Source organism: Capnocytophaga sp. oral taxon 324 str. F0483, from assembly GCF_000318315.2.
In the GTDB taxonomy this organism is placed as follows: Bacteria; Bacteroidota; Bacteroidia; order Flavobacteriales; family Flavobacteriaceae; genus Capnocytophaga; species Capnocytophaga ochracea.
On record NZ_KB291532.1, the window covers coordinates 1 to 14,338 of the forward strand.

Annotated in this window: 16 protein-coding genes; 13 read left to right on the forward strand and 3 right to left on the reverse strand. The window is 38.4% G+C overall.

Translation table 11 applies throughout. The annotated features are described in order from the left end of the window. Nucleotides 1–48: 48 nt before the first annotated feature. From HMPREF9072_RS12565 to rpoB, 9 genes are all read left to right on the forward strand, one after another. The gene (locus HMPREF9072_RS12565; protein ID WP_034566396.1) at nucleotides 49–165 is read left to right on the forward strand and encodes a hypothetical protein; all 117 of its coding nucleotides are present in this window, start codon (nucleotides 49–51) and stop codon (nucleotides 163–165) included. Nucleotides 166–360: 195 nt separating this feature from the next. Beyond that, on the forward strand, nucleotides 361–1,743 hold the full coding sequence (locus tag HMPREF9072_RS09830) for a leucine-rich repeat domain-containing protein (protein ID WP_009411588.1): 1,383 nt from the start codon (nucleotides 361–363) through the stop codon (nucleotides 1,741–1,743). A gap of 308 nt (nucleotides 1,744–2,051) precedes the next feature. Next, nucleotides 2,052–2,237 (forward strand): preprotein translocase subunit SecE, encoded by a 186-nt coding sequence (gene secE, locus HMPREF9072_RS09835; RefSeq protein ID WP_002673667.1) that lies wholly within the window; start codon nucleotides 2,052–2,054, stop codon nucleotides 2,235–2,237. An 11-nt stretch (nucleotides 2,238–2,248) separates the two neighbouring features. Next, nucleotides 2,249–2,800 carry a transcription termination/antitermination protein NusG gene (nusG, locus tag HMPREF9072_RS09840; RefSeq protein ID WP_002673668.1) on the forward strand — a complete coding sequence of 184 codons (552 nt, stop codon included), beginning with the start codon at nucleotides 2,249–2,251 and terminating at the stop codon, nucleotides 2,798–2,800. Nucleotides 2,801–2,848: 48 nt separating this feature from the next. Beyond that, a complete protein-coding gene (gene rplK, locus HMPREF9072_RS09845; RefSeq protein WP_002673669.1) occupies nucleotides 2,849–3,286 on the forward strand; it encodes a 50S ribosomal protein L11 in 438 nt (145 codons plus the stop codon). A 12-nt stretch (nucleotides 3,287–3,298) separates the two neighbouring features. Continuing rightward, complete coding sequence (gene rplA / locus HMPREF9072_RS09850) at nucleotides 3,299–3,988, forward strand: 50S ribosomal protein L1 (RefSeq protein WP_002673670.1); 690 nt, start codon at nucleotides 3,299–3,301, stop codon at nucleotides 3,986–3,988. 22 nt (nucleotides 3,989–4,010) lie between these two features. After that, the gene (rplJ, locus tag HMPREF9072_RS09855) at nucleotides 4,011–4,526 is read left to right on the forward strand and encodes a 50S ribosomal protein L10 (RefSeq protein ID WP_009411589.1); all 516 of its coding nucleotides are present in this window, start codon (nucleotides 4,011–4,013) and stop codon (nucleotides 4,524–4,526) included. Between the two features lie 51 nt (nucleotides 4,527–4,577). Then, nucleotides 4,578–4,961, forward strand: coding sequence for a 50S ribosomal protein L7/L12 (gene rplL, locus HMPREF9072_RS09860; protein WP_002673673.1), 384 nt, complete (start codon nucleotides 4,578–4,580; stop codon nucleotides 4,959–4,961). A gap of 221 nt (nucleotides 4,962–5,182) precedes the next feature. Next, nucleotides 5,183–8,992: a DNA-directed RNA polymerase subunit beta gene (gene rpoB / locus HMPREF9072_RS09865; protein ID WP_009411590.1), complete on the forward strand. Its 3,810-nt coding sequence runs from the start codon at nucleotides 5,183–5,185 to the stop codon at nucleotides 8,990–8,992. 238 nt (nucleotides 8,993–9,230) lie between these two features. On the opposite strand, the gene HMPREF9072_RS09870 is transcribed toward rpoB, so the two are convergent. The 3 genes from HMPREF9072_RS09870 to HMPREF9072_RS09880 are packed head-to-tail and all read right to left on the reverse strand — an operon-like array spanning nucleotide 9,231 to nucleotide 11,234. Then, nucleotides 9,231–9,863, reverse strand: coding sequence for a hypothetical protein (locus tag HMPREF9072_RS09870; protein WP_009411591.1), 633 nt, complete (start codon nucleotides 9,861–9,863; stop codon nucleotides 9,231–9,233). An 11-nt stretch (nucleotides 9,864–9,874) separates the two neighbouring features. Next, nucleotides 9,875–10,876, reverse strand: a complete 1,002-nt coding sequence (locus HMPREF9072_RS09875; protein WP_034566394.1) for a hypothetical protein — start codon at nucleotides 10,874–10,876, stop codon at nucleotides 9,875–9,877. 49 nt (nucleotides 10,877–10,925) lie between these two features. Beyond that, nucleotides 10,926–11,234, reverse strand: a complete 309-nt coding sequence (locus HMPREF9072_RS09880; protein WP_009411593.1) for a hypothetical protein — start codon at nucleotides 11,232–11,234, stop codon at nucleotides 10,926–10,928. Nucleotides 11,235–12,152: 918 nt separating this feature from the next. On the opposite strand from HMPREF9072_RS09880, the gene HMPREF9072_RS09885 reads away from it, so the two are divergent. The 4 genes from HMPREF9072_RS09885 to HMPREF9072_RS09900 are packed head-to-tail and all read left to right on the forward strand — an operon-like array spanning nucleotide 12,153 to nucleotide 13,887. Continuing rightward, nucleotides 12,153–12,596, forward strand: a complete 444-nt coding sequence (locus HMPREF9072_RS09885; protein ID WP_009411594.1) for a DUF2262 domain-containing protein — start codon at nucleotides 12,153–12,155, stop codon at nucleotides 12,594–12,596. 42 nt (nucleotides 12,597–12,638) lie between these two features. Next, complete coding sequence (locus HMPREF9072_RS09890) at nucleotides 12,639–13,151, forward strand: GNAT family N-acetyltransferase (protein WP_009411595.1); 513 nt, start codon at nucleotides 12,639–12,641, stop codon at nucleotides 13,149–13,151. A gap of 28 nt (nucleotides 13,152–13,179) precedes the next feature. Further along, nucleotides 13,180–13,509, forward strand: a complete 330-nt coding sequence (locus HMPREF9072_RS09895; protein ID WP_009411596.1) for a hypothetical protein — start codon at nucleotides 13,180–13,182, stop codon at nucleotides 13,507–13,509. 6 nt (nucleotides 13,510–13,515) lie between these two features. Continuing rightward, nucleotides 13,516–13,887, forward strand: a complete 372-nt coding sequence (locus HMPREF9072_RS09900; protein ID WP_009411597.1) for a hypothetical protein — start codon at nucleotides 13,516–13,518, stop codon at nucleotides 13,885–13,887. The last annotated feature ends 451 nt before the right edge of the window (nucleotides 13,888–14,338 follow it).

A 14,338-nucleotide genomic window follows, 5' to 3' on the forward strand; every position in this document is an offset into this window, starting at 1 on the left:
CCCCTTTACACATACTCCGCTCTCGCGGACTTCCTTCAAAGAGGGAAATTGTGGCAAGTCATTTATTCGGTAAGCCCCCGAACCCCCGAAGGGGGACAAGCTGAAAAAGGTGACAAACCTTCCTTCTATCACATACTCCGCTCTCGCGGTACACATATCCAGTAGTCGCTGGCTACCTCGGAGAGGGGGAAGGTAGTGACGGAAAAGGGAAGAAATGACGAGGGACGATTGACGAAGGTTATGTGAGAGCATAGCGTGACTGGTAATTTAATTAGCCTATTTGATAATTAGAGAATTAGGAGATGTGTTTGTGAGTTCTGCTAAAAATATGTACTTTTGCCCCCTAAAAACATCAGAATAATGACTACCGCTATCTACAAACACTTCTTTTTGGGTTTCCTCTTTTTAAGTCAGTTTATCTTTGCACAAAAGGGATTGGAGGCGCTTATTATCAGTGATGGGGTACTGCTGAAATGCGACAACAGTAAGTTGCCCCGCGATGGAAGCATCGAACTGCCTCGCACTGTAAACAGAATTGCCAAAGAAGCCTTTAAAGATTGTCTTCCACTGAAATCTATCAGCATTGCGGGAACGGTAACTACTATTGAAGAGGGGGCTTTTTCGGGCTGTACTAACCTTACGAAAGTGGAAATATTACCTAATTCGGTAACCTATATAGGAGCTCGTGCTTTTGCGAATTGTACTAAACTGTTGATGATATATCTGCCTAATTCGGTTACTAATATAGGGGAAGAAGCGTTTAGAGGATGTTCTTCACTGAAAAAGATAGATATTCCAGAAAATGTGAGTGAGCTGGGCAATCGGGCTTTTATGGACTGTTCGGGCTTGCAACAGGTGAATTTTCTCGGCGAAAAACTATCGGTGATTTCTTCACAACTCTTCTACCAATGCGAGCAGTTACAGAAGGCGGTGCTCCCTGAAAGCGTGAAAAATATAAGAAGTAGTGCTTTTGCGTACTGCGAGAACCTCTCTTCGGTAACATTTCCTAAGCAATTGGAGAGTATAGGTGACGATGCTTTTGAGTATTGCAGACGATTGATAAGCATTGATATCCCTGATAGTGTAGTGTTTTTAGGGGCAAGTGCTTTCAACAGTTGTAGTAGTTTGATGAAGGTGAAACTGCCTTGCGGGTTGCGCCATATCCTAAACGATACTTTTTTGGACTGTACGAGTCTTACTGCTGTTGTGATTCCGGATACGGTAGAGAAAATCAATATACAGGCTTTTAAGAATTGTAGTTCGCTAGTGCGGGTGCAGATGCCTTTGGCTCTCACCAATATTTATTACGCAGCTTTCTACGGCTGTAAGAGTTTGCAATACATTGATTTGCCTGATGAGGTAAAATATATAGGAGGTCTTGCTTTTGGTGAATGCCAGAATATACAAACGATAGAATTACCCAAAGCGGTAACCGTAATTGCTTCGAAGGTATTTTACAACTGCACAAACCTCACAGAGGTAAAACTATCAAAGTTTACGACTTCAATAGGGGTGCAGGCGTTTTACGGTTGCGCGAATTTAAAAGAGCTGAATTTGCCGAACACCATAGAAAAAATAGATTTAGGAGCCTTTGAGAATAGTGGACTTATGGAATTACACAGTAAAGCTACAACACCTCCTATTATAAATAAAATAGGCTACCGCGGTAAAGTGGTAGTGCCACATAAGTCACTAAGTTTATACAGAGAAGCGGTAGGGTGGAAAGATTGTGCTTTGGAATAGTGGGAGGGAAAGGTAAAAGATAAAAGATAAAAGGTAAAAGATAAAAGGTAAAAAATAATGACGTGGACGAGAAAGGTGAAGCCAGCGAGGACTCACAGCTGGGTATGTGAGTAAAAGATAATGAGGTGGACGGGAATGGTAAAAGATAGGAGATAATAAGGTGAGAGGTAAAAGAATTAGGTAGGGAAGAATAAATATTAAAAAAATAATGTGAAAAGTTTGGCGGATTGAAAAATTCGCCGTACTTTTGCCACCCAAAAGCGCACATAAATAGGCGTAATATTACTCACTTATAACACTAATAAGTTATGATTCAATACATTAAAGAGTCTTATGAAGAGCTAACGAACCACGTTACGTGGCCTACTATTTCGGACGCACAGAGAGAAATGGTGGTAGTAGTGGTGTTTTCCATCTTATTTTCATTAGTAATTTGGGGAATGGATTCTTCATTTGAATACCTTATAGGTAAGTATTTTGAATTTATGAAATAAAAACAGCGAGGATGTCTGGATTAATAGAAAAAAAATGGTATGTAATTAAAACCGTTACCGGTCAGGAGAACAAAATAAAGAACTACATAGAGAACGAGACCTCACGATTGGGGTATGCGGACTATGTGGAAGAAGTATTAGTGCCTACTGAAAAGGTGGTTCAGGTGCGCAATGGCAAGAAGACCACTAAGGATAGGGTTCATATGCCCGGTTATGTAATGGTAAAAGTTCACTTAGCGGGCGAGGTAGTGCATATCATTAAGTCTATCCCAGGAGTAGTAGGTTTTTTGAGTGAAACCAAAGGAGGTGACCCACTACCCTTGCGCAAAGCTGATGTAAGCCGTATGCTCGGTCAGGTAGATGAATTGGCTGAGACGGTAGAGACGGTAGCGATTCCGTTTGAAGTAGGTGAAATGGTGAAACTTATAGATGGGCCTTTCAATGGCTTTAATGCTACCATAGAGCGCGTGAATGAAGAGAAGCGCAAACTTGAAGTGATGGTAAAAATCTTTGGGCGCAAAACGCCATTAGAGCTAAGCTACACCCAAGTAGAGAAATTGTAACAAAGCCCTCATAAAAGAGGCATTTAAATAAATTATTAATTATAAACAATGGCAAAAGAAGTTAGTAAAGTAGTTAAACTACAAGCTCGGGGAGGTCAAGCGAATCCTTCGCCACCAATTGGACCCGCATTAGGTGCTGCCGGTGTTAATATTATGGAGTTCTGCAAGCAGTTCAACGCACGTACGCAGGACAAACAAGGGAAAGTACTTCCTGTGGTTATCACCGTTTACAAAGACAAGTCATTCGACTTTGTTATCAAGACTGCGCCTGCTGCTGTTCAGCTATTGGAAGCCGCTAAGGTTAAAGGAGGTTCCGGAGAGCCAAACCGTAAGAAAGTAGCAAGTATCACTTGGGAACAAGTGAGAGCAATTGCAGAAGACAAAATGCCGGATTTGAGTGCATTTACAATTGAATCTGCAATGAGTATGGTTGCTGGTACGGCACGTTCAATGGGTATTACAGTAACTGGAGAAAAACCTTTTTAATCGCAAAGCAATATGGCAAAATTAACAAAGAAACACAAAGAAGCTCTTGCAAAAGTTGATAGAAACAAACTCTATTCATTAAAAGAGGCTTCAGCATTACTCAAAGAAATCACTTACACTAAATTTGATGCTTCTGTGGACATTGCAGTGCGTTTAGGGGTAGACCCACGTAAAGCAAACCAAATGGTGCGAGGCGTAGTTACGCTTCCTCACGGAACAGGTAAAGACGTGCGAGTGCTTGCCTTAGTAACTCCAGAGAAAGAAGCAGAAGCTAAAGCTGCTGGAGCTGATTATGTAGGGCTTGATGAATATCTACAAAAGATAAAAGATGGCTGGACAGATGTAGACGTAATCGTTACTATGCCAGCAGTAATGGGTAAGTTAGGTCCTTTAGGACGAGTATTGGGTCCTCGAGGCTTGATGCCAAACCCTAAAACTGGTACTGTTACTATGGAAATCGGGAAAGCTGTACAAGAAGTAAAGTCTGGTAAAATCGACTTCCGCGTAGACAAAACAGGTATCGTTCACGCCTCTATCGGTAAAATATCCTTCACTGCCGATAAGATTGTAGACAACGCCAATGAGTTAATTCAAACATTAATAAAGATGAAACCTACTGCCGCTAAGGGTGCGTATATGAAATCGATTTATCTTTCATCTACTATGAGCCCAAGTATTGCAGTAGATACTAAAACAGTTTAATTTGTAGTTAAAAACCGAAATTATGACAAGAGAAGAAAAATCATTAGTAATAGATAATTTAACTGCACAGTTAGCTGATAATAATGTTATTTATGTAACAGATTTAACTGGTTTGAACGCTCAAGATACAACGGCTTTACGTCGTGCTTGTTTCAAAGCGAATATCAAATTAGCAGTTGTGAAAAATACCTTGCTTGCTAAAGCAATGGAAGCTTCAGAAAAAGAATTTGGTGAATTACCAAATATCCTTAAAGGAAACACTTCATTGATGTATGCTGAAGTAGGAAATGTACCTGCAAAACTCATCAAAGAATTCCGCAAAAAATCAGAAAAACCTATTTTAAAGGGAGCTTATGTAGATGCGGCTGTATTTATTGGCGACAATCAATTAGATGCCTTAGCAGCTCTTAAATCTAAGAACGAAGTTATTGGTGAAATCATTGGCTTGCTCCAATCACCTGCCAAAAACGTTGTTTCAGCTCTTAAATCAGGAGGAGGTAAATTGGCTGGTATCATCAAGACCTTATCTGAAAAATAAAACTAAACGCACAAAATTATTTTTAAACAATTAAACAAAAACGATAGAAAAATGGCAGATTTAAAAAAATTCGCAGAACAATTAGTAAACTTAACCGTTAAAGAAGTAAACGAGCTTGCACAAATCTTGAAAGATGAGTACGGCATTGAGCCAGCAGCTGCAGCAGTAGCAGTAGCCGCTGGAGGTGCAGTAGCCGGAGGTGCAGCAGAAGCTGGTGCTGAAAAAACAGAATTTGATGTATTCTTGAAATCAGCAGGTGCTAACAAATTAGCGGTTGTTAAATTAGTAAAAGACTTAACTGGTCTTGGACTAAAAGAAGCTAAAGAAGTAGTAGACGGCGCTCCTTCAAAAGTAAAAGAAGGTGTTTCTAAAGAAGAAGCTGAAGGGCTTAAAAAATCTTTAGAAGAAGCTGGTGCAGAAGTAGAATTGAAATAATTTTACTTATAAACCCTATAAGGTTTAGGTCTTTTTCAGTAGGAATTAGACCTAAACCATTTTGTAATTTAAGGCAACAATACAACAACGATATTATGGCAAGAGATTTGTGCCATATCAACTTAAAAAAAGTTTAGGACTTTGACAAAGTCTTAACTATGACAAACTCACGACTAACAACTTACTACTAACGATTAAACAATAATATTAAAGTAAAGAAAATGCTTACGAATCAAACCGCAAGAGTGAATTTTGCTTCCGTGAAACACGTTCCTGAATATCCTGACTTCTTGGATATTCAAATCAAATCGTTTCAAGAGTTCTTTCAGATGGAGACCAAATCGGAAGACCGAGTGCACGAGGGATTGTATCATACCTTTAAAGAGAACTTTCCTATATCGGACACTCGCAACCAATTCGTATTAGAGTTTCTCGACTATTTCGTAGACCCTCCTCGCTACACTATCCAAGAATGTATAGAACGCGGTCTTACTTATAGTGTGCCTCTGAAAGCCCGATTAAAGCTTTATTGTACTGACCCCGAGCACGAAGATTTTGAAACTATCGTACAAGACGTTTATTTGGGCACAATCCCTTATATGACGGCAAGCGGAACATTCGTTATCAACGGAGCTGAGCGTGTAGTAGTATCGCAGTTACACCGTTCACCAGGGGTATTCTTCGGTCAGTCGTTTCACGCTAATGGTACTAAACTCTACTCCGCACGTATCATTCCTTTCAAAGGTTCGTGGATTGAGTTTGCTACCGATATCAACAACGTGATGTATGCCTATATCGACCGTAAGAAGAAACTCCCTGTTACAACACTCTTCCGTGCGATTGGGTTTGAACGCGATAAAGATATATTGGAAATATTCGACCTTGCAGAAGAAATAAAGGTTTCTAAAACAGGGCTTAAAAAATACATCGGTCGTCGTTTAGCTGCCCGTGTGCTCAACACTTGGCACGAAGACTTCGTAGACGAAGATACCGGAGAGGTAGTATCTATTGAGCGTAATGAGATTATCCTCGACCGCGATACTGTACTCGATGAAGATAACATTCAAGAAATCTTAGAGGCTGATGTAAAGACCATTCTTCTTCACAAAGAAGATAGTCAGGCTACTGATTATACCATTATCCACAATACTTTACAAAAAGACCCTACCAACTCTGAGAAAGAAGCAGTGGAACACATTTACCGACAGTTGCGTAATGCTGAGCCACCCGATGAGGAAACTGCTCGCGGTATTATCGACAAGCTATTCTTCTCAGACCAACGTTACAACTTGGGAGACGTAGGGCGTTACCGTATCAACAAGAAATTGGGCTTGGATACCCCTATGGAAAAGCAAGTGCTTACCAAAGAGGATATCATTACCATCGTGAAATATTTGATTGAGCTCATCAACTCTAAAGCAGAGGTAGATGATATCGACCACTTGTCTAACCGCCGTGTGCGCACAGTAGGAGAGCAATTGGCAGCTCAGTTTGGTGTAGGTCTTTCTCGTATGTCGCGCACTATCCGTGAACGTATGAACGTACGTGACAACGAGGTATTTACTCCTATCGATTTGATCAATGCGAAGACCCTTTCGTCTGTGATTAACTCGTTCTTTGGTACAAACCAATTATCTCAGTTTATGGATCAAACGAATCCATTGGCTGAGATTACCCACAAACGCCGTTTGTCTGCCTTAGGACCTGGAGGTTTGTCGCGTGAGCGGGCGGGCTTCGAGGTGCGAGACGTACACTATACTCACTACGGACGCTTGTGCCCTATTGAAACCCCAGAAGGGCCAAATATCGGTTTGATTTCATCATTAGCGGTATTTTCTAAAGTAAATGGTATGGGCTTTATTGAGACCCCTTACCACAAAGTTACTAACGGAAAGGTAGATCTCAAAGATATGACTTACCTTACTGCCGAAGACGAAGAAGGACTCAAAATTGGTATGGCTAATATCGCATTAGACGATAAAGCTAATATCATTGAGGAAAAAGTGGTTGTAAAAGAAGATGGTGACTTCCCTGTAATTGAACCTAATGAAGTACAATATATAGACGTGGCGCCTAACCAAATCGCTTCTATTTCGGCTTCCCTTATTCCGTTCTTGGAACACGACGACGCGAACCGTGCGTTGATGGGCTCGAATATGATGCGTCAGGCAGTACCTTTGTTAAGACCTGAAGCACCTATTGTAGGAACAGGTTTGGAACGCCGTGTAGCTTCAGATGCCCGTGTGCTTATGAATGCAGAGGGTGATGGTACAGTTGATTATGTAGATGCTGATAAAATCATTATCACTTATGACCGCACTGATGAACAAAAATTAGTGAGCTTTGATGCTGATGAAACAGTATATAACCTTATCAAATTCCAAAAAACAAACCAAGGCACTTGTATCAACCTAAAACCGATAGTTGAAAAAGGTGAGAGAGTGAAAAAAGGTCAGGTGTTGTGTGAAGGTTATGCTACTGAAAACGGAGAGTTAGCACTCGGTCGTAATATGAAGGTAGCGTTTATGCCTTGGAAAGGTTATAACTTTGAGGACGCAATTGTGATTTCGGAACGCGCTGTACGCGAGGATTTATTCACTTCTATCCATATTGATGAATACGCTTTGGAAGTGCGTGATACTAAATTGGGAGCTGAAGAACTTACCAATGATATCCCTAACGTATCGGAAGATGCAACCAAAGATTTGGACGAATACGGTATGATTCGCATTGGAGCAGAAGTACGCCCAGGGGATATTCTTATCGGTAAGATTACTCCTAAAGGAGAATCAGACCCTACCCCTGAAGAGAAACTCCTCCGTGCTATCTTTGGTGATAAAGCGGGTGATGTGAAAGACGCTTCTCTAAAAGCTTCACCTTCACTTTACGGGGTGGTTATCGACAAGAAATTGTTCTCACGTGCGGTAAAAGACAAACGCAAACGCAGTAAAGATAAAGAAGATGTAGCACAATTAGAAGCTGATTACAATGCTAAGTTTGAAGCTCTTCGCTCTAAATTATTGGAAAAACTATACAGTTTGGTAGCTGAAAAGACTTCGGAAGGAGTAGTGAACGACCTCGGTGAAGAAATTGTACCTAAAGGTAAGAAATATACTAAGAAAGTGCTTGAAGGCATTGAGGATTATGCTCACCTTACTTCTGCAGGTTGGACTGACGATAAGCACATCAACGGTCTTATAGACGACCTTTTGCATAACTATCGCATTCGTGAAAATGACCTACAAGGAGGATTACGTCGCGATAAATTTACCATTGCTGTGGGTGACGAATTGCCTGCAGGTATCCTCAAATTAGCTAAGATTTATGTGGCTAAGAAACGTAAGTTAAAAGTAGGGGATAAGATGGCAGGTCGCCACGGTAACAAGGGTATCGTAGCACGTATCGTTCGCGATGAGGATATGCCATTCCTTGAAGACGGAACTCCAGTAGACATCGTGTTGAACCCTCTTGGGGTACCTTCACGTATGAACATCGGTCAGATATACGAAACTGTATTGGGTTGGGCAGGACAAAAACTCGGTAAGAAGTTTGCAACTCCTATCTTCGATGGAGCATCGCTTGAGCAAATTAACGAGCTTACCGATGAAGCAGGTGTACCGCGTTTCGGTCATACTTACCTATACGATGGTGGTACTGGTGAACGTTTCGACCAAAAAGCGACTGTAGGTGTGATTTATATGATTAAGCTCGGACATATGATTGACGATAAGATGCACGCGCGTTCTATCGGTCCGTACTCACTCATCACTCAACAGCCATTGGGAGGTAAAGCCCAATTTGGTGGACAGCGTTTTGGAGAGATGGAGGTATGGGCATTGGAGGCTTATGGAGCATCTAGTACCTTACGCGAAATCTTAACTGTAAAATCCGATGACGTAGTAGGTCGTGCCAAAACTTACGAAGCGATTGTAAAAGGTGAGACAATGCCAGAACCAGGCTTGCCAGAATCTTTCAACGTATTGATGCACGAGCTTAAAGGTCTTGGATTGGATATTAGACTTGAAGAATAATGATTAATGATTAATTATTAATGGTTAATGATTAATGGTTAATTGTTGAAATTATAATAAAATTCCAAACTATTGAATATTCAGTAGTTTGGAATTTTTGTTTTTATAGGAGGTTAGGAAAGACGTATTTGTATATTCCTATAATAACGTAAGTTCAACACAAGAAATATATTGAACTAATTTAAGTATAACACAAAGTGCTCTGCTGAAGTTTTTAATTGTACTATAATAAATAGTTTTACAAATTGAAAGCTTCTTTCAGTTCATTGTAGACTGTTTGGTATTGAAAATTTTGTGCTGAAGGGTGTGGAATATACATAGCCGCTATCTCTTTATTTCCTACTTTGTAATAATAGAAGCCTTTACCTTTATTGATGAGTGTATTTTCTTTAGATTGGTATTCTCCTGTATAAGGCATTTTTACCCAAAGTCTATGACTCCACACTACAATAATATCAGGTTGGCAGACTTCTAACACCTCCCAAAAAGCCTTTTCTGATTTAGTAAATTGTTCAGTAGTAGGAGACTGACGAGGAGTTGCCATTGGCTCTTGTACATAGTTATAGAAAGCTACTCGCTCCCAAAAATCCACTATTTCATTAGTAGATAGGTTGCCATTATGAAAAGCTTTTGCGAATCTAGTAAAGGTTTTCATCCAGTTGCCGTGTCCTCTTTTACCTTTCTGATAGTTTATAAACTCTTGTACTATGTAGTTAGTGAAAGTAGGATCATCAAGAAAAGCATTTCCATCTTCATCGGCACTATAATGACTTTCTCCTAACACTAATACTTTTTTACCTTGATATCCTTGTTGGTATTTTTCACCAATGTAAGGGGTGAATAAAACATTTTTAAATTGGTTTGTTTGCATAATATTCTTTATTAAACTTCCTTTTGTGGGTTACACTCTTCAATGAGTTCATCAATATTTTTACCAATTCCTTTTAAAGGTTCTTGGTAGAATGCGACAATTTCATTAATAAGTTTTTCTACACTTTCAGAGCTAAGTTCTTCGCCTTTGCGCAATAAGTTATAATTAAAAGTTTCGCTTAACTTATAACCTTTTATCCAGTCTTTAGATTCTCCTTTTTGGGCGTAGCGATAAGGTGCATATTGACGATTGCTAAAAAACTCTGACCAGAAAGTGAGGTATATTTGTCCGCTGTTATTGGTATCACCTACTCTAAGCCACATACCTGTATCCTTTCCTCCTACTCGCCACCATAGTATATCATCTTCTACAGTGAAATCAGTTAAGGTTTTATCTAACTTTCCTTGAAGTAAAGTGTTGATTTTATGTATATAGCCTTTTTTATTTAGATAAGGAAGAATGTGATTTTCAAGTTTGTTAAGTTCAGTAGCAACTTCGTGTTCAATAGCTCCGCCTAATCCTATTTCTTTAGACAGGGTGTTGATGATAGCATATAGATAAGCTTGTATTTCAGTTTTATTTTTGTTTACATTTTGTGTATCTACAGCTATCGCATTGAGAGATTGCAAAATGCTTTTGGCACTTTGTGGTTTAGCATAAGGGATAATATCTTTAGCAACTAATTTGAGTAAATGATTAAGTTCTTCTAATGAGATATTTCTATCCTCCCACACTTTCCAAAGTTCTTCAATAAAGTTATTGAAGAGCTCTGATTTCTTCTCGAAAACCTTTACATTGCGTTCTTTGTCTTCCTCGCTGGCAGTTTGTCCTTGTAAGAGGAATACAGTAACGATAGCGGTAAATATAGCCCCTATGGCAGAGTTGTTAATTTCTTCTACTATTTTAGGGAGTTCGTTTTGGTAAATAGCATTAAAGATAAAAATGCTAAGTGAAATAGCTAACAAAGTAGCTAAGCCGATGAGTATTTTGCTTTTGAAAAATTCTTTTTTCATCATTTATAAAGTTTTAGAAGTAGGGGCACTTTTTTGCCCCTACTTATTCTTATAACCATTTATGAGAAATCTCTTTAAGTTTTTCATCATAGACATATAGCATTTTGCCATTTGTGAATGTAATAGTTCTTCCTACTACATTTTTAAATTGACTAAGGTTGTTTTCATGTTTATGAGAAATTTCTTTAAGATTCTCATCATATACATAGTACATTTTATTGTTATAAAAAACAATAAGTTCTGAACTGAAACCAATCAGTTCTCCAACATTATTCTGATGTTTATGTGCAATCTCTTTTTGTTTTTCGTCATACACATAATACATTCTGTTTTTTAATTCTACATTTGATATTGGCATTGTTACAAAGTTTAAGGTTATTTTCCTACTCACTTGTAGGCTTTTCGGTTACTCCTTTATTATATACAGCCCTTCGGATAACTGTTTTATTTCGGTTGCAAAATTACAGTAAGTATTGGTCAAAATATGACCATTTAATATTTTTTCCAATATAAGGACAAAAAAACGCGGTGCATTCCTTGTTTACTCATTACAGAAGCCCGACCAAAGGCACACTACAAAGTAAAAAGGAATGCCCACGTAACCGCAGGCACTTCCACTTCACTTTCCTGTAGTGTAAAGAAAAATTGGTCGTATTTCTGTAAAGGAAAATGTAAAGCGAAACGCTAATATTGTTTATGTCTTTAAATGACTATTTAACCGCAGTTAAATAGTGTTTAAATTGTTCTCGGTTGTCTAATTTTGGTGCATAGTTACGACAAATTTTTGTACTATGCAAGTTTTTAACATTTATTTTTTTACAGATGAGTTGTAAAAAATTAGAAATCAAATAGCAGAAGATAGAGCAATGAGGGTGTGAGCACTAATATTTTTCGAACTTTATCGCGAGTGATGAGTGTTGCTATAAATATGACTTTTTCTAACATAAGAGCTACAATTTTAATCCTTTTAAGGCGTCTAATAGTATTTCTACTCTTTGTTTGTAACTCTCGAAGAAAGCTTCACTCTTTACAATTTAGCGCCCTCCCGTAGCGTCCAAAAGTTCGTTGTTCTTTTGGGTGATAGTAGCGACTTGCTGTAATAGATTTTTTAGTTCTTTCATTATTATTATTCTTTTGGTCTACAAAATTAGGAAATTAAATAAGAATCAAAACTACTTTTTATCTTATAAAAGTATATTTATACGTTTTATTGTTATATCATTGAAAAAATTCTTATCTTTGCTCTCATTATCAATGATTATTTGTTATATTGAATATGAATTTTACTACCGAAAACCAAATAGAGTATCAAGCATTCTTTACCTTTTGGCATAAAAAAGAAGCTGAAATTGTAGTCCGTTTTGATGCTGAACGCTACTTTACAGAAGAAGAAAAGCAAGAAGTATTTCAGCAAGTAGCAACCAAAATACAGTGGTTGGAACAGCACAAGGAAGCTGTTTTAGAGTTTCTCCTAAAAAATGAAGAGGTAAGAGAACTTTTTGAAGAAGCCCAAGAAGAACGGGAAGAAGAAGGCGAGCAAGCAGTTTCTGATGAGCAGTTTTGTGAGGCGGTATATTTGCACAACCTGTATTGTGAAGTAGGCAAAGAAATAGCCTGCACTTTTGATATAGATACCGCCCCTGACTACTTTCTTGGTCATTTGGTGAATATAAAACTTGATGACAGCTATCATCTTAGCTTAGAAACTATTAGCGGATAATAATAATAATACTGAATTGTAACTTAATGTAATATAACAATTATGAATATATGTCCTGCCATCACAACTGATATAGCCTTATTGCAGACTATTGGCAAGCAAACTTTCTACGAAACCTTTGCTGAGACTAATACTCCAGAGGATATGGAGCTATATCTCGCTACGAGTTTTGCGACAAGCAAAGTACAGCAAGAACTATCAAATCCAGATTCTCTTTTCTTCTTTGCTGAAAAAGAAAACAAGGTGATAGGTTATTTGAAGCTCAATTTTGCCTCTGCTCAAACAGAACCACAAGACTCTAATGCAATGGAAATAGAACGTATCTATGTGTTAAAGGAATTTCACGGCAGTGGGGTAGGTCAAGCGCTTTATCAAAAAGCTATTGAAGTAGCTAAAGAGCGAAAGGTCACCTATGTATGGCTGGGGGTATGGGAGAAGAACGAAAGAGCCTTACGTTTTTACAAAAAAAATGGATTTGTAGCTTTTGATACCCACACTTTCGTCTTAGGTTCTGATGCTCAAACCGATATTTTAATGAAACTGTCGATGTTTTAAAATATCCCCCCTTACTTTAAAAAATACAATGATTAGTTATACGCAAAAAGAACACGGCTGGGCAAAGGTAACTATTAGCAATGGCACTGCCGAAATAGCCTTTGTAGCCTCTCACTTGCACGATAGTAGGCAAGATTTGATACGCTCGGTAGCAACCTTACAAAAGTACAAAGAAGCAACCGTTGTTTTTCAAGACGAACCCGATGGTTATGTACTTCATTTAGAGCGCGAGGACAAGCATTGCTATTATACCCTTCATTCCTTTAAAGGTTATGACCCAACAGCTCTTTGCGAGTTGGTTTTAGAAGGAAACATCAGTTTTGCAAGTTATAAAAACGATATAGCAAAGATTAAATAACACTATATGGAAATTACACAAGCCCTTAAAACAGAAATTTACCACACCCTTACCGACTTTTTAGAAGCCTATAAAGCTGAAGATGCCCAAGTATTAGCTGAAAAGTTTGATATTTCGGGAGAATTTTTAGAAGAAATCTATGAAATGCTTGACTTTGTAGAAGATAAAAGCGTATTGCACCTCTTTCCTATAGAAGAAATGGATAAAAAAGAAGGTGGAGGGGTGAATTTAAAGGTGTATAACTTCAATAATGATGATACCGCTGTGGGAATAGAAGCTCACTTGTGGGATGATCAAGAATATTTTGCCGTCATCAAAGGATATTACAACCTTAGTGACCAATTTCCTAAGTTTGTATTTCACTATTTTAGTGTTTAATATGCATTGTCCACTTTGCCAAAGGTCGTAGCACGACAGGCAGAGAAAATTAGGAAATGAGAAAATGAGATAAATGCCAATAAAACCAAATAATACCAATAATATCAGAAATAATCAACTTTGGCAAAGTTTGAGATGAAAAAGCGATGCGTTGGGCAATGGTTGGAGAATTCGGAAGGAAACGAAGATTTTCAGAAGGAGACTAAGAGGCTTTTTGATGAAAAAAGGGTGTAAGGAGGGTGGGGTTAGCTTATAGAGAGCTTATAGGAAGGCTTATACGAATCTTGGACGATTGATATAGGAAAAGTATATAAGCAGTTGACTCATAGTACAATACAACGATGTAAAAAAATGGTAAAAAGAGGGTTTCGAGGCGAAAGAAAGAGGAAGAGGTAATAAGCCTTAGGCCATAGGCAGTAGGAGATAACATCCCCCTTTACACATACTCCGC

What these genes read in the sequence shown, in the direction of transcription:
- HMPREF9072_RS09890 (WP_009411595.1), top strand. Translation starts at nt 12,639, where the DNA reads ATGAATATATGTCCTGCCATCACAACTGATATAGCCTTATTGCAGACT.
- HMPREF9072_RS09870 (WP_009411591.1), bottom strand. Translation starts at nt 9,863, where the DNA reads ATGCAAACAAACCAATTTAAAAATGTTTTATTCACCCCTTACATTGGT.
- secE (WP_002673667.1), top strand. Translation starts at nt 2,052, where the DNA reads ATGATTCAATACATTAAAGAGTCTTATGAAGAGCTAACGAACCACGTT.
- HMPREF9072_RS09885 (WP_009411594.1), top strand. Translation starts at nt 12,153, where the DNA reads ATGAATTTTACTACCGAAAACCAAATAGAGTATCAAGCATTCTTTACC.
- HMPREF9072_RS09830 (WP_009411588.1), top strand. Translation starts at nt 361, where the DNA reads ATGACTACCGCTATCTACAAACACTTCTTTTTGGGTTTCCTCTTTTTA.
- HMPREF9072_RS09895 (WP_009411596.1), top strand. Translation starts at nt 13,180, where the DNA reads ATGATTAGTTATACGCAAAAAGAACACGGCTGGGCAAAGGTAACTATT.
- nusG (WP_002673668.1), top strand. Translation starts at nt 2,249, where the DNA reads ATGTCTGGATTAATAGAAAAAAAATGGTATGTAATTAAAACCGTTACC.
- rplL (WP_002673673.1), top strand. Translation starts at nt 4,578, where the DNA reads ATGGCAGATTTAAAAAAATTCGCAGAACAATTAGTAAACTTAACCGTT.
- rplJ (WP_009411589.1), top strand. Translation starts at nt 4,011, where the DNA reads ATGACAAGAGAAGAAAAATCATTAGTAATAGATAATTTAACTGCACAG.
- rplA (WP_002673670.1), top strand. Translation starts at nt 3,299, where the DNA reads ATGGCAAAATTAACAAAGAAACACAAAGAAGCTCTTGCAAAAGTTGAT.
- HMPREF9072_RS09875 (WP_034566394.1), bottom strand. Translation starts at nt 10,876, where the DNA reads ATGAAAAAAGAATTTTTCAAAAGCAAAATACTCATCGGCTTAGCTACT.
- rpoB (WP_009411590.1), top strand. Translation starts at nt 5,183, where the DNA reads ATGCTTACGAATCAAACCGCAAGAGTGAATTTTGCTTCCGTGAAACAC.
- HMPREF9072_RS09900 (WP_009411597.1), top strand. Translation starts at nt 13,516, where the DNA reads ATGGAAATTACACAAGCCCTTAAAACAGAAATTTACCACACCCTTACC.
- HMPREF9072_RS09880 (WP_009411593.1), bottom strand. Translation starts at nt 11,234, where the DNA reads ATGCCAATATCAAATGTAGAATTAAAAAACAGAATGTATTATGTGTAT.
- rplK (WP_002673669.1), top strand. Translation starts at nt 2,849, where the DNA reads ATGGCAAAAGAAGTTAGTAAAGTAGTTAAACTACAAGCTCGGGGAGGT.